Below are 13,822 nucleotides of genomic sequence, written 5' to 3' on the forward strand. Positions count from 1 at the left end.
TGATGATTGGAAGGCGCAATGATAATACTTTGAGGAGGTTCATCCAAATGGGCTTTGCTTTAAATCGAAAGAAAATGATGTCTATCATGCTTATTGCAGCTATGATCTGGTCGATAGTGGGTGCGATACCGCTCCAAACGAACGCCGCGGCGCCTACTCAGGTTGTTCTTGTCGGCGACTTGCAGAAGGGGCTCGGTAATAGCGAGAATTGGGACCCAAAAGCTGAGGTAACCAAGATGATCGATAGCGGCAGCGGTTATTATACATTTACCGCCACGCTGCCAGCGGGCACATATGAATATAAAGTTGCTCTAAATGAAGGCTGGTTGGAAAGCTACGGCTTTGGTAATTACACGAATCCAAACGGTGTGGATAGCGGCGGAAATATTAAGCTGACACTCTCCGAAGCAAAGGAAGTGACCTTTTATTATAACCACGACACGCATAAAATTGCGGATTCTACCTATTACAAGCCGATAGCCAGCGACAAGCTGCCTCGTATTGTTGGGAGTCTGCAGATTCCATTAGGTGAACCCAGTAACTGGGCACCGGAATCGGCACAATCCCTTTTGACTGATGCCGATTTGGATGGTGTCTACACGATAACGAAAAATGTACCCAAAGGGGATTACAAATTCAAAATCGTGCTTGGATCGAGTTGGGATGATAAGGCTTATCCAAAGGATGATCAATTGCTTAGTCTTCCTGCCGATCTTCCGGTAACGTTTAAATACAATACGAATACAGAAGTGGTAACAGCAGATTTCGAAGCCCCTGTTGAACCGAGTCCGAGTCCAGATCCGGTTGACCCGAATATCGATCCGATCCCTGCTAACCATCTGCGCATTCATTACAATCGGGCAGATGCTAACTATGAAAAATACGGGGTTTGGACATGGGAGCATGTTGCAACTCCATCAGCGGGCTGGCCGCTTGGCGCAACCGCTTTCCCAGATACTAAGAGAGACAGCTACGGTGCCTATGTAGACATACCGCTTGCCGCGAATGCTCAGAAAGTGGGCCTCCTTATCGTTAATCGATCCGATGGTGCCAAGGATGCCGGAGATAAAGCGGTAGCGATAAGCTCCCCCGCAGTGAATGAGATTTGGATTATGGAAAACTCGGATACCGTATACTGGAAGGAGCCGGAGCTGTCAAAAGGGCTTGTTTCCGCAGAGATTGTATCTGTAAACAAGCTTCTTCTCAGGTTTGCGACGACTGCCGGTCTAACGGCGGATGAAATGAACAAAATGATCACGATTACCGATAAGAGCGGAGCAGCCGTTGCGGTTAATCAAGTCACGTTAAATGAAGACAAAAAAACAGTTACGCTGTGGGCAAACTTTCAGACGGATCAGGCACCTCTGAGCGTCACCTACAAAGGGAAAACGGTTTTGACCACTACGGGCTGGAGAATGCTTGATGAGCTTTACAACTACGAGGGAAATGATCTTGGGGCGAGCTATAGCTTTGGCAATGTGGTTTTGAAGCTATGGGCGCCAAAAGCAAGCTCTGTCGTAGCCAATGTATACGATAAAGATAACTCTACCCTTCTTGTCGGTAGTGTAGATTTAACAAAAGGCGACAAGGGCGTTTGGACAGCAGCTATTGCGCCATCTTATCTAACTGGTAAAGGCATTACTGATTTAAAGGGGTATTTTTATCAATATGAAGTGACGAATGACGGTGTTGCTAAACAAGTCCTCGACCCGTATGCGAAATCGATGGCTGAGTTTAGAGTGAATACAAAAGGGGAAACGGGCCCTGATGGCGATGCGGTTGGCAAAGCTGCAATTGTGGATCTTAGTGAAACCGATCCTGTCGCAGACTATGATTTTGCACAAATTGATGGTTATGAGAAACGAGAAGACGCGATTATATGGGAGGCGCATATTAGAGACTTTACGTCCGATCCATTAGTTGCTAATGATCTTAATGCGAGATGGGGCTCCTACAGCGCGTTCAAGGATAAGCTCGCTTATATTAAATCGTTAGGTGTTACCCATATTCAATTGCTTCCAGTTATGGCTTGGTATTATGGAGACGAAGCGAGCATGGGCACAAGAGAAACAGAGTATTCGGCAATCAATAATGAATATAACTGGGGTTATGATCCGCACAGCTACTTCTCTCCAGATGGCGCATATTCGGAAGATGCGGCAGATCCTGAGCTGAGAGTGAAAGAATTAAAGGGATTAATTGATGCCATCCATGATGAAGGTATGGGGGTCGTGCTTGATGTGGTCTACACCCATATGGCGAAAGCGAGTTTCTTAAACGATATCGTACCTAACTACTACGCATTCCAAGATGCAAATGGCAACAACATCGGCGGATTCGGCAACAATCTGGCGACCTCGCACAAGATGGCGGAGAAGCTGATGGTTGATTCCGTTAAGTATTGGTTCGATGAATACAAAATTGACGGTATGCGCTGGGATATGATGGGCGATGCCACATATGATTCCGTTCAGAACGCGTACGATGCAGCAGCGAGTATTAATCCGAATGTATTATTCATCGGTGAAGGCTGGAAAACATTCGGGGGAGCGGCTTCGGATCCTGCTTTGAAGGATAAAGGCGCGGACCAAGCATGGATGGACAAAACGGATAACGTAGGGGTTTTCTCCGATGAGATTCGTAATGAATTGAAATCAGGGTTCGGTTCAGAGGGCGAACCGAGATTTATTACAGGCGGAGCAAGAAGCATTGCTACTATTTTGAATAACATTAAAGGGCAGCCTGGCAATACACCTGCCGATGATCCAGGAGACATGGTGCAGTATATTGAAGCGCATGACAACCTGCCGCTGTATGATGTTATTGCCCAGTCGATTAAGAAAGACCCGGCTATAGCGGCTAATGATCTGGAAATTCATAAAAGGATACGTCTTGGCAATTTGCTCATTCTAACCTCGCAAGGTACGGCTTTCCTTCATGCTGGTCAAGAATATGGCAGAACCAAGCAATGGCTTGGAGAAGGCACGCCGAAGGGTGACAAATTTCACGAGCTTAAAGATGAAGCTGGAAAAGCTTTTGGTTATTTCATTCATGATTCCTATGATTCCTCCGATGCAATCAATAAATTTGACTGGCAGAAGGCTACTAACGCCGAGCAATATCCGGTCAATCATGTAACGAAGGAGTACACAGCAGGATTGATCGAGCTACGGAAACATACGGATGCCTTCCGTTTAGGAGAAAAGGATCTAGTTGATTCCAATGTCACACTCATTCCTGCGACGGAAATGAAAGATAACGATCTTGTGATCGGCTACAAAAATAAAGCAACAGACGGAACCGGCAATTATTATGTATTTATGAATGCTGATCGTACAGCAAGAACGCTTACGTTAACAGAGGATTTAACTGCAGGCACAGTGCTTGTAGATAATGATGAAGCGGGGATTACGGCGGTTTCTGCGCCATCCGGCTTTGAGCTGACAGCGAGCTCGATTACGCTTGAGCCGTTGACCGCAGTCATTATTAAGATGGAGGCTGCGGCACCTGTGCTAAACGCGCTTGAGCTGGATAGCGCGAACTACCCGCTGCAGGTTGGAACGACCCATCAAACGGTAGTCTATGCGAAATACAGTGACGGCAGCAAAAGAAAAGTAACGAGCGGCGTTGTATATTCTTCGAATAAGCCCGAAATTGCCTCTGTAACAACAGGCGGCCTTGTTAAGGCAAACAGCTTAGGAAATGCAATAATCACAGCTACGTACAACGGAATATCCGCGAGCGCTGTAGTTGCTGTAAAAACGGAATCAATCAAACGGTATGTCCAAATCAACTACATTCGTCCGGATAAAAACTATCAGGACTGGAATATGTGGATATGGAATACTGGTGTGAAAAATGATCAAATTAATTTTGATAAGATCGAAAATGGCATTGCAACAGTCGTGCTTGAGATTTCGCAGGATGCGACCAATGTGGGCTTCGTACTTCGTAAAGGAACAGACTGGGACACAGCGAAGCAGGATATACCAGATGATCGCGTGATTCCGATCTCGCCAGGGTCTGCTTATACGAAAGTAAATATAACGAGTATGGTCAATCAGCTGGATATTTTGCCAACCATTATCGGACCTGTTCTAAAAGATGGAGGCATTACATTCCAGTATCGGGATGATGTTTTATTTGAAAATGGACGCTCAAGCGATTTAACCGAGGTTAAGGTTAAAGTGAATGGCGCAGAGCATGAAATGGTTTATGATGCTACAAAGGAGTGGTTTACTTATTCACTTGCTAATGTAGAAGGCGGCACATATGAATATACCTTCCTTGTGAAGAAGAAGGACGAAGCAGCCGTTGAAATAACCGATCCCAAAAATACAACCAATGGCAAATCAATCATTACGTATCGGAAGCCGGTCGTAACGATGACGACATCGGTTAATCCAGCTGAGATTTCGTACCATGAAAGCGCGGTGCTCAAAATACAGGCATCAGCATCAGAAGAAGTTGCATTTACTGAAGGGTATATGGACTTAACGGCAGTAGGCGGGTTAGCTAAGGTGCCTATCGACACTAAGCTGCTTGCACAAACGATTGCCGTGAAAGACACGGTTACAGCGGGAGTAAAAGAAATACCAGTTACACTCATTGATGAATATGGCAACAAGCACACGCATACAGGAACCGTAACGGTAAAAGCAAGAACATTTGCAGGCAATCTCGACTTTGATTGGGATGAAGCTCGCATCTATTTTGCGCTAACCGATCGGTTTGCGGATGGCGATTCCACGAATAATGCCGATGTGGATAAAGATCACCTAGAAGCTTACCACGGCGGCGATTTCCGAGGCATGATCGACAAGCTGGATTATTTGCAGGAACTTGGCATTAATACGCTGTGGATTACTCCAATCGTCGATAATATCGACTTCAACAAAGGTGTGGATTTTAACTCTAAGCAGTACGGCTACCATGGTTATTGGGCAAAAGATTTCACGAAGCTTGATGAGCATCTAGGCGATATGGACACGTTCAAGGAGCTAATTAACAAGGCACATGACATGGGCATCAAAGTGATGGTCGACGTGGTGCTAAACCATACAGGCTACGGCTTGAAAGCAGATGAAAGCAGACCGGGCATTACACCGGAGGACAAAGCTCGCTTTGCGGGTATGTTGAGAACGAATGGTGTTCAAGCGAACATTAATCCAATTGAGGGAGAACTAGATGGCCTGCCAGACTTCAAGACCGAGGACCCAGCCGTACGTGAGAAAATCATTGAATGGCAAGCAGGCTGGTTGGAACGTGCTCGAACAGACCGCGGTGACACGATCGATTTCTTCCGTGTAGATACAGTCAAGCATGTGGAGAGCACGACGTGGAAGGCGTTCAAAAATGCGTTAACAACAATCGATCCTAGCTTCAAGCTGATCGGTGAAAATTTTGGCGGTACGATCGACGGAGACGGCGGTATGCTGCGCAGCGGCCAAATGGATAGTTTGCTCGATTTCAGCTTTAATAACAGAGCGAAAGATTTTACGGACGGAAAGATTGATATCGTTGATGCTTATCTGGCAGACCGCGAAACGAAGCTGGATAACACGACTACGATGGGTCAGTTCCTAAGCAGCCATGACGAGGACGGCTTCCTGTCTGAATTTGTGAACGGAGACAAAGGGAAGCTGAAAATCGCAGCAGCTCTTCAAATCACGGCGAAAGGCCAGCCCGTTATTTATTACGGCGAGGAGCTTGGGCGCTCAGGACCTAATGCTCGCGACATGGGCGCAGGATTATTTAGCGAAAATCGTTCGGATATGCCATGGGATCAGTTGACGACAGAACAAGCGCTGCATGATCACTACGAGAAGCTGCTCAATATTCGGGCGAAGTTCTCGAAGGTTTATTCCAAAGGCTTGCGTACCAAGCTTGCTGGATCGGATGCATTAGCATATTTAGCATTTAATAAACAATTTAACGGCGTAAATATTGTAACGATTATTAACACAGCCGTAGAGAGCAAGTCGGTTGCGCTGGAAGTTCCTTTCACAGCTGGAGCTAAGGCAAAGGATGAGTACAGCGGAACACTTTACACGGTGAAGGATAACCGGCAGGTGACGGTTGAAGTGCCGGGCAGAAACGAAGGCGGAACGGTTATTTTGAGCGAGGTTGTGGATAATGTTCCAACACCTATGGCGCCGAGTACTCCACAGCCAGCTGACGTCCAAGTGATTGATAATAAAACCTTGCGCAGCGGCAAGGACGGTAAAGTGTCGGTGCAAATAGCCGATGGGAAACATTTGGTGCAATTGCCGCTTGATGCAGCAGCAGTACTGGCAGGCAATAACTTGGAACTGAAGGCAGCTGGCATTACGATGACGCTGTCGAATGAACTATTGGCATCCATGAATGGACTTGTGTCTGTGAGTGAAGCGGATGGGGCTCGTATCGTATTCGAGGCGAAAGCGTTGAAGACAGCAGATGTGGACGCCTTGGTTGACCGAACCCAGGATGTTCAAGCTAAGCTAAAAGCGGGATCTCTAGTTTATGATTTCAACTTAAGCATCGTAACGAAGGTTGGGAAAGTGATTCCGGTTACGAAGTTTGAGAAGCCGATCATACTCAACTTCCAGCTTAACGCGAATGCAAACAAAGACATCGTTGGCATCTATTATGTGAGTGAAGATGGCAAGCTGGAATACATCGGAGGAACGCTTAAGGGCGAGGTGATAACGGCGGAGGTATTCCATTTCAGCAAATATGCTGTCCTAGAATACGATAAATCGTTTACGGATGTTCCAGCGAGTCACTGGGCTAACACAGCTATTAAATCACTGGCTGCCAAGCACATTGTGTCGGGCATCAATGAGACGCAGTTTGCACCGCAGGCGAACGTAACTAGAGCTGAATTTACTGCTATGCTTATCCGCGCACTTGGCGAGAAAGCAGAAGGCACGGCAAGCTATAGCGATGTTGAAGCGGGCAAATGGTATTCCGCTTATGTAGCGACAGCGAGCAAGCTTGGCCTTATAAAAGGACGCAGTGACACGAAGTTTGCGCCAAACGAAACGATAAGCCGTGAGGAAATGGCTGTTTTGATTATGCGAGCTTATGAGGTAAGGAAAGGAACTGCTGCTGCTTCAGCGGCGGAAGAAGCAACATTCACTGACCGCAGCCAAATTAGCAAGTGGGCGGAAGCATCTGTTGCGGCGGCTGCTAAGCTAGGGCTGGTTGAAGGCAGAGAAAACGAAACATTTGTGCCGAAGGGGAAAATGACGCGTGCAGAAAGCGCGCAGGTCATCTACAAGCTTTTGAGCAAATAAAAGAGTCCAAATGTGAAAGTTAAGAAAGCTGGGTCCTCCTTATTGGGGGACCCGGCTATTTTTTATTATCATAATTTGGTAATATTTTTTAGGAGATGAAGGTAAATAGGAGGTATTCATTTGGGTTCTCGGTTCATGCATTTATTAGTGGCTGATCGTGTGGGTATGGAGCTAAATATTAGTGATAGAGGTAGGATCTTATTGGGTTCTATTGCCCCAGATAGTGATGAAAGTAAAGAGGACACGCATTTTAAGGGGGCAAGATATGCTTTTTCAGACGGAGCCCCATCTGAATACGGACGATTTATTGCAAAATACCATGAACATTTATCAGATCCTTTTTATATTGGGTATTTAACTCATTTAGTGGCAGATGAACAGTGGGCAAACTTCATGCATTACAGCGGATTAAAAAAACGATTGAGAAGTGAGCCTGATTTTTATATAAATTTACATAAAGATTTTTATTTATGTAATGCAAAACTGGCGGATAAATACACCACGGAAGGTCTGTATCTAGCTTTGGAAGCAAGTGATGACGTCCCTGAATTGGATGAGCTTAATTATGAATCGGTTAGCAAAGTGAAAGATGAAGCTCTAAACGATTTTATGTATCCTGCAGAAAATATTGATACTCCATTACAAATCGTTACGCTGGAAGAAATCGTGGCGTACATCGAACGTGCTGCTCGTCGATCAATAGATGTTTGCTATCCATGGTTGGCAACTTATTAGTCTAAAACTTTTTGTTCAACAACGATCTATCTCTTTACATGACAAACTTAGTTACAGTATACTGTAACCAATACAGTGAACTGTTACCTAAGTGTTGATTGAGCATAAGGAGTGAAAAGATGGACACATTCACAGCTAAGCAAGTTGCGGACATTCTTCAGAAGGATGATCCTGAGATGAATTTGAGAACCGTTAGGTACTATACCCAGATCGGGATCGTTCCTCCGTTAGAGCTTTTTGGAAACAAGAGGGCTTATACAACCAATCATATTTGTTATTTCCGTGCGATCCTCACGTTAATTCATAGTGGAGAAACGCTGGCGGCCATTCAAGAAAAGTTAAAAGAGCTTTCTATAGATGAGATTTCAAAAATAGGCGAGAATCTTCAACTTTACCGCTCCAAAAAAATGCTCACAAATGATACCCATGTCATTAATGAGGACGTTATTCTTTCGATGAGTCCACGGATATCGGCGGAACTCCGAGTGAAGATGGTAGAGACGATTTCTCAAATGCTGAAGGGAGAGATGAAGTGATGATCAACACAAAGTTCACCAAATCAGTCATGGAAAATGAAGAGGGCATGAATCATTTATGGCTTCAGATTTCTCCAATCAGTCATGCGGGTGATGTTCGTATTCAGATTACGATGCCAAGCGGAATGTATCGGCTAAACAATCTAAGTGGATATGAGGAGTCGGTTGTTCAGGAAATTGTCGTACCCAATCCTTTGATCGAAAATAACATTATCGTTGAAATATTTACGAGAAGCCGAGTAGTGAGCGGTGAGAAGACCATCATCGTAGCTATCACTTATAATGAAAAAGATAAGCCTATTCGAGTTGAACATAATGTGCCAATCATAGTTGTTTCTGAGGATGAGATGGATTGCTTGGTCATCGATGAAGCAGCAGCAGCGTTTATAAAAGAACATTTAGCACAGCAGCATTCTGACGAGCAGCATGAATATGAATTTATAGATCATTCACAAACGAAAGTGGTTAGAATCGAATCCAATGAATATGCTGAGTGGGAGAAAAAGTACCGAATTGAAGGGATTGCACAAGCGCGCATCCACGATAATTAATGACATTAGCATTAGTTGATCATATGAGAGGCAGCATCCTTGACCATAAAGAAATTTGATAATAAATCTGCTGGCATCGATTATAGTAGCTCAGATGTTGTTTGAAGTGAATCAAAAGTCACCTACTCTAAATCCCACATTGCATTAGCTTTTTCAAATAATGCAGCTATTTCAGGTTTGAACTCTTGAACAAGCTGGGCTATTTGTTTATTATCTTTATCCATAGGCTCCAGTTGTTCATTCAGATAAAACTGATAAACCTTATCTTCTTTTTTTAACTGGATGCCGTATTCATAGCCCCCTCCAATTAATGGCCAATGTAGACCAATAGAAAAGATACAAAAACAAATGGTATATTTTATAGTTTTCAATAATGAAACCTCCGATTGTATTAGAGTTACCGTTCAACTTCAGCTAGAAGCTGAAGCTGAACGGTAACAACTTAGCCAGAGAAAATTTGCCTTAAAGTGGAATTAAAGTAACTTCCAAATTAAAAGTTTAAATTGTAGTAGACTGCGTTCCCTTTATGTCTTACATCAATCCCGGACCAATTTCCAGCAGTATCACTATTGGAAAAACTACCCATACCACCATCACCTAACGTCCAAGCATTGGCGAATCCCATATCTGAACTACTATAAGTAGGAGGAGGAGTAGAAGCATAAGCAGAAGTCGTTGCTGCTACTTCATTGATCAAATCGAGCAGTTTGTATACAAAAATAATAATCAAATTAAATAGGACGGCTCACCAGAAGTGAGTCGTCCTATTTAATTTGATTGAACTAGTTTAAGGTAGTTGCAATTCTGTGTCAGAAACCCTTACAGTTACCTTGCCGGACACACTTCCAGATGGTGTGGTGAAATCTATGTCGTGATTTCCACTCACCGCATTGTTGACTACGATTGTTATAGATTTATTAGCGGCAATATCATATGAGTATGAATTACTGCCATATGAAACTGTAATTTGCATTTTTTCGTTTCTAGTATTTGTTGCATACAGGCGATAAGAAGAGTAGCCTGAGGGTTGGGTCCAACTATGTCCACCGGTGCTTACGTTTTGATCTAATACAACGTAATTGTCACGAGGCTCTATAAAACTATTTGTTGAAATTTGCGGTTGTTCTACACTGCTTGTAGTATCACCTGTAACGACAGGGCTTGAAATTTTGGATCCTCGAACTGAAGTAGATTCTATGGCAGATGCTGAAATAGGTACAGCAATTACCATTATTGTTGCTAAAGCTAAAGACAAAATAGCAGAAAAAAGTTTTTTCTTCATGTATATTCCTCCATTTTTTTTGTATTTTGCTGCGATCTAGTTGGCTATTTAATATTACAACACTCTTTAAACTCGAAAAATTACATAAAAGGAAAAACATATATTTTAATGCTATTGGTTAATTACTCAAACTTCGCAGCTTCAAATAGGCAGATAAGCCTTGAGATAACTAATTTATTCTTCTTTGATTATAGTAAGTAAGACTAAATGATGGCTGGCCAGCATATCAATGTCTCAACAATTAATAGAATATCAAAAAAAAGATAGAAAATGCATTATTATATGTCAAAACATTGAAAATAGACCTAAACAACAAATTATTACAATTCACTAGCTTGCATTAATCTTTCTTGAATATTCATAATTTTCTGTTAAATGAACATGCGAGCATAAAAGAATCCTAAGCAGAAATAAGACTTGCGAAACGAAATCTATGTTGGTCTTGACACAGAGGCACGCCTTTGTTTGGAGCCTTTGTTCGGTACGACACCCAAAGAGTACCGTTTCAAGAAATTCGTCGTTGAAAAAGCTTTCCGTGGTACGTATGAACCCCGGAAAGCTTTTTTTTTGCGTATCTTGGTAAAATTACAGCGTTTTCTGTATTGTACAGGGGAAAAGTAGAGCGTATTTTTTTTATTAAAGTAGTAATTTGTCAGTTTTAACGAAATTCTAAGGATCCACAGCTAAGGTTGAACAAAGCAAGGAGGGGAGAAGAAAGCAGCTAAAGACTGAGTGGAAACATAACTACCAGTTATTTCAACGAACTGCACAAGTCATAACTAGGAGAGTGAAAAGGGTGTTTCGAGTTGCTATTTGCACAGATGACCTTGTTTCTATTGAATCGTTACAAATCTTCTTGAAAAAAATTTCAAATAACATTTCTTTTGTTTTTGATATCCAATACTTTAAGTCTGGTGAAAAACTAATTCAATACTGTAATTGTATAGGTATGGAAAATGTACATATACTTATCCTTGATATGGATATAGAGGATGGAGTAAACTGGCTGGATACTGCGAAATCCGTACGTTCTTGTCCGAATAGCCAAGATGTTCAAATTATTTTTATAAGTCATAATATAAGTAATATTTTAGAAAGCTTTGAAATTCGTCCTTTTCAATGTTTTCTTAAACCAATAACTTATGATTTATTTAAAGAGAAAATGATAACTCTTTGCAATTATATATTTTCTTCATTTAATCGCTTTCTAATTATTAAATCAGACGAAAATCAGGTAGTATTACGAATTAAGGAGATTAGAGCAATTGTAAAAGCGAAAGAAATCTTGAGTCAAAAAAGACTCATTGTGTTCACTGAGCAAGAAGAATATATTCTCAAAGGCTCACTGACCGAATATTCACAAAAATTAGGGCGCTCATTTGTACATATTCACCGCTCAGTAATTGTTAATTTGGAATATGTTCAGATGTTCAATACCAATAATGTTATAATGATAAACCAACAATCATACCCTATCGGGCGAACAAAACTGAAATTGCTCAAAGAAGCCTTTTCAAGTTATTCATTCGAAAATAGGGGGGGATGACATCGTATTATCCGAGGAGAACTTATATGATCGCCTCGCCGATATTCGCATCTTGATTTGAATGCACCCAGCGTTATGATTGTCTCCCAAAGACCGCCATAACGATAGGTGCATTTTTAGTTTTTGTCGTTATAAACAACGTAAAGCCTGTTTGAGTTGAGTATGTTGTATTCGTTTTAGTTAATCATACGTGTTCTACCAAGCCAATACGGTTTTCTCAGTTCAGATTTGTTCAGTTTTCCAACGGATGTTCGTGGGAGCGATTTAACGATTTCTAATCGCGCAGGTATTTTAAACTCGGCGATCTGTTCGAGACAAAATAACTTCAGATCACCTAAAGTCAGTTCTGAATCGTCTTTAAGGGACACCACCGCGGTTACTTCTTCGCCATCATCTGACATTGGTGTTCCTATTACAGCGACCTCAAGAATGGAGGGATGTTTGCTTAGTACCTCCTCTACTTCTGAACAGTAAACATTTGAACCGTCTACAATAATGATATCTTTTTTGCGATCCATGAGATATAAATAACCATCCTCATCAAACCTGCCTAAATCACCTGTATAGAGCCAACCATTTCGCAAGGTTTTGTTCGTTTCCTCTTGATTATTCCAGTAACCAAGCATGATTTGATCTCCCTTACAAATAATTTCGCCTGTTTCTCCTTGTTTGACATCATGACCGAGGTCGTCGATGATACGTATATGGAATGCTTTTTGTCCTAAAAATGGCATATTCGCAGGGTTGCCCACTGATAATAATCGGTTTAGCTTACCTGCATGGAAGCATTGGTTTATGTTTAAAAAACTAATGAATTGACCGCTTTCTGTTTGTGAATATACTTCTGTTATTTGTGCGTTTGGGAAAATATCTAATGCTTGGTGAAATAATTTCTCATTGATGGGGGCTCCGCCGCATGAGATTCCTTCTATAGAGTGGAGACTGCGGGATTTGATATTTTCCAAATGGACAATATCTCGGAATAATAGCCCGACAGTACCCAGATACTTGATTCGTTCACGTTCAATGATGTCAACGACCTCTTCAGCCCGAACGGGGTAGTCATTCGGATAAATGAGACATCCTCCTTCATATAAGGTCGTCCACAAAATAAACTGACCAGTTAAATGCGCTTGATTCATAACGATTGATTTTTTAGTAGGATGATGTCCTCCGCCCCTCTCTAGGTTCATAAAGGACCAATTGCGAATATGGCGATGTGAATGCATCACGCCTTTGGAACGGCCCGTCGTACCGCCTGTATAAATAATAAGCGCTATATCATCAAGGTCTGCTTCATGCCACTCCGAGAGAGACGGACAATCGGTAATAAAAGACTGCAATGACAGGGGAGAATGATCTGAGCGGCATGATATAAAATGTGCAATAGGCAGTGAAGATAAGGATTCTAATAGCTGAGATTGTTCGGAGCTGTAGACGAGTGCAACCGGAGCGGCATCTTGGACAATTTGTTTGATTTCATTTGCAGCTAATCCGGGAAAGATCGTTACAGGAATGGCACCAATGGCAACCGCAGCAAGTTCGGCAATAGCGAGGTACGGTGACGGGTGACTAAGAAGGGCAATACGATCACCTGGCTTGATTGCAAGATCATGAAATCCTTGTGCGACACGGTTAACCTTATTAAATAACTGTTCATAAGTAAGGGTTTCAATCTTATCCTTCGTTGCGTCATTCGTTGGATGCATCTGAGCAGCCTTCGGCAATATTTTGGAAAGCAGCATATCATAACCTCCTAAATGAAATATTATCGACAAAACCCATGAATTTACTATGCTATTAAAACGTAACAGGTTGCAGCGTTGGCAGCAAATTGTTTTTCCTTATAGAAAAATAATCATTTTTTTATAAAATGACCAACCAATCCGTCA

The 13,822-nt window shown here is 42.4% G+C and carries 8 protein-coding genes; 5 read left to right on the top strand and 3 right to left on the bottom strand.

Annotated features, from left to right (window positions below; translation table 11 throughout):
* Positions 1 to 47 precede the first annotated feature (47 nt).
* The 4 genes from AC787_RS19990 (at position 48) to AC787_RS20005 (ending at position 9,102) form a co-directional block, all read left to right on the top strand.
* A complete protein-coding gene (locus AC787_RS19990) occupies positions 48 to 7,280 on the top strand; it encodes an alpha-amylase family glycosyl hydrolase (RefSeq protein WP_054026397.1) in 7,233 nt (2,410 codons plus the stop codon).
* Between the two features lie 120 nt (positions 7,281 to 7,400).
* Positions 7,401 to 8,015 (top strand): hypothetical protein, encoded by a 615-nt coding sequence (locus AC787_RS19995; RefSeq protein ID WP_054026398.1) that lies wholly within the window; start codon positions 7,401 to 7,403, stop codon positions 8,013 to 8,015.
* Between the two features lie 119 nt (positions 8,016 to 8,134).
* A complete protein-coding gene (locus AC787_RS20000) occupies positions 8,135 to 8,551 on the top strand; it encodes a MerR family transcriptional regulator (RefSeq protein WP_054026399.1) in 417 nt (138 codons plus the stop codon).
* Entirely contained in the window at positions 8,551 to 9,102 is a 552-nt protein-coding gene (locus tag AC787_RS20005; RefSeq protein WP_054026400.1) for a hypothetical protein, read from the top strand. The genes AC787_RS20000 and AC787_RS20005 overlap by 1 nt, the downstream gene beginning before the upstream one ends.
* A 122-nt stretch (positions 9,103 to 9,224) precedes the next feature.
* On the opposite strand, the gene AC787_RS20010 is transcribed toward AC787_RS20005, so the two are convergent.
* Positions 9,225 to 9,473, bottom strand: coding sequence for a hypothetical protein (locus AC787_RS20010; RefSeq protein WP_054026401.1), 249 nt, complete (start codon positions 9,471 to 9,473; stop codon positions 9,225 to 9,227).
* A 416-nt stretch (positions 9,474 to 9,889) separates the two neighbouring features.
* Complete coding sequence (locus AC787_RS33800) at positions 9,890 to 10,384, bottom strand: hypothetical protein (protein WP_152970658.1); 495 nt, start codon at positions 10,382 to 10,384, stop codon at positions 9,890 to 9,892.
* 796 nt (positions 10,385 to 11,180) lie between these two features.
* Here AC787_RS33800 and AC787_RS20015 point away from each other — a divergent pair.
* On the top strand, positions 11,181 to 11,930 hold the full coding sequence (locus AC787_RS20015; RefSeq protein WP_054026402.1) for a LytR/AlgR family response regulator transcription factor: 750 nt from the start codon (positions 11,181 to 11,183) through the stop codon (positions 11,928 to 11,930).
* 176 nt (positions 11,931 to 12,106) lie between these two features.
* On the opposite strand, the gene AC787_RS20020 is transcribed toward AC787_RS20015, so the two are convergent.
* Positions 12,107 to 13,675 (bottom strand): class I adenylate-forming enzyme family protein, encoded by a 1,569-nt coding sequence (locus AC787_RS20020; RefSeq protein WP_054026403.1) that lies wholly within the window; start codon positions 13,673 to 13,675, stop codon positions 12,107 to 12,109.
* Positions 13,676 to 13,822: the final 147 nt, after the last annotated feature.

The organism is Bacillus sp. FJAT-28004, assembly GCF_001280845.1.
GTDB lineage: Bacteria > Bacillota > Bacilli > Paenibacillales > Paenibacillaceae > Pristimantibacillus.

Excerpts from the sequence above, each read along its gene's own strand:
- AC787_RS19990 (WP_054026397.1), top strand. The coding sequence starts at position 48 with ATGGGCTTTGCTTTAAATCGAAAGAAAATGATGTCTATCATGCTTATT.
- AC787_RS20000 (WP_054026399.1), top strand. The coding sequence starts at position 8,135 with ATGGACACATTCACAGCTAAGCAAGTTGCGGACATTCTTCAGAAGGAT.
- AC787_RS20005 (WP_054026400.1), top strand. The coding sequence starts at position 8,551 with ATGATCAACACAAAGTTCACCAAATCAGTCATGGAAAATGAAGAGGGC.
- AC787_RS33800 (WP_152970658.1), bottom strand. The coding sequence starts at position 10,384 with ATGAAGAAAAAACTTTTTTCTGCTATTTTGTCTTTAGCTTTAGCAACA.
- AC787_RS20020 (WP_054026403.1), bottom strand. The coding sequence starts at position 13,675 with ATGCTGCTTTCCAAAATATTGCCGAAGGCTGCTCAGATGCATCCAACG.